This is a genomic window from Robiginitalea sediminis (genome assembly GCF_002198115.1).
Classification (GTDB): domain Bacteria; phylum Bacteroidota; class Bacteroidia; order Flavobacteriales; family Flavobacteriaceae; genus Robiginitalea; species Robiginitalea sediminis.
This window is the reverse complement of the sequence record NZ_NGNR01000004.1, coordinates 246206-247256: the sequence shown is the minus strand read 5'-3', so window position 1 is coordinate 247256 and position 1051 is coordinate 246206. Positions and strand designations below refer to the sequence as shown.

Sequence of the window (1051 nt, the reverse complement as noted above, 5' to 3'; positions counted from 1 at the left end):
CAGAGGTAAACATCACAGATGTCGGAGGCAATTTCACAGCTACGGACGTAGAAGGCGCCCTGGCCGAACTGGCCGCAGGCAGCACCGACGACCAGAACATCAGTGGTTCTGCCCTGGTGGGCACGGACCTGACCATCGGGATCGAAGGAGGAACCAGCGAGACTGTAGATCTCTCTAGCCTGGTGGGTACTGACGACCAAAACATCAGCGGCTCTGCCCTGGTGGGCACCGATCTTACTATTGGTATCGAAGGTGGAAGCAGTGAGACTGTGGACCTCTCAAGCCTCGTAGGAACTGACGACCAAACCCTGACCCTGGCTGCCAACAGCCTGTCTATTGAAGATGGGAACAGTGTGGACCTGAGCGGATACCTGGATAACACGGACGACCAGAACATCAGCGGGTCTGCCTTGGTAGGTACCGATCTAACTATTGGCATCGAAGGGGGAACCAGTGAAACGGTTGATCTTTCCAGCTTAGTAGGCACTGACGATCAAACCGCTTCAGAGGTTAACATCACCGACGCTGGCGGCAACTTCACCGCCACGGACGTTGAAGGAGCCCTGGCCGAACTGGCCGCGGGCAGTACCGACGACCAGACCCTGACCCTGGCTGCCAACAGCCTTTCCATCGAGGATGGGAACAGCGTGGACCTGAGCGGGTATCTGGATAACACGGACGACCAGAACATCAGCGGTTCTGCCCTTGTAGGCACCGACCTGACCATTGGCATCGAAGGAGGAACCAGCGAGACTGTAGATCTCTCTAGCCTGGTGGGTACTGACGACCAAACCGCTTCAGAGGTAAACATCACAGATGTCGGAGGCAATTTCACAGCTACGGACGTAGAAGGCGCCCTGGCCGAACTGGCCGCAGGCAGCACCGACGACCAGACCCTGACCCTGGCTGCCAACAGCCTTTCCATTGAGGATGGAAACAGTGTGGACCTGAGTGGCTACCTCGATAATACCGATGACCAGAACATCAGCGGGTCCGCCTTGGTAGGTACCGATCTTACTATTGGCATCGAAGGAGGAGGCAGTGAAACTGT

Annotated in this window: 1 protein-coding gene; it reads left to right on the top strand. The window is 56.7% G+C overall.

Going from position 1 to position 1051, the window contains the following annotated elements; genetic code table 11:
- The coding region (locus CA832_RS13615) for a hypothetical protein (RefSeq protein ID WP_158211939.1) at nucleotides 1-1051 on the top strand (1051 nt) is incomplete at both ends.